Here is a 310-nt window from a genome sequence, read left to right on the forward strand (position 1 = left end):
GCACCGCGCCTCCGGTCCGTGAGATGGGCCTGACTACTTCAGGTCGGCTTCGGTGTAGTACCCCGAGTCCACGAGGACTTCCTTGTAGTTGTCCTTCGTGACGACCGTCGGCTGGAACAGGAAGGTCGGGACGACCTTGACCTTGTTGTCGTAGCTCTTCGTGTCGTTGACCTCGGGCTTCTTGCCGGTGAGCAGGTCCTCGGCCATGGTGACCGACTGCTTGGCGAGCTTGCGCGTGTCCTTGTAGATCGTCGAGTACTGCTGGCCGGCGATGATCGACTTGACCGAGGCAGCCTCGGCGTCCTGGCCC

The 310-nt window shown here is 62.3% G+C and carries 1 pseudogene; it reads right to left on the reverse strand.

Annotation, left to right across the window (positions count from 1 at the left end):
- Positions 1 to 33: 33 nt before the first annotated feature.
- Positions 34 to 310, reverse strand: a pseudogene (locus tag BIU89_RS12070) (sugar ABC transporter substrate-binding protein); the annotation flags it as partial.

The organism is Curtobacterium sp. MCBA15_005 (assembly GCF_001864855.1).
Taxonomy (GTDB): Bacteria; Actinomycetota; Actinomycetes; order Actinomycetales; family Microbacteriaceae; genus Curtobacterium; species Curtobacterium flaccumfaciens.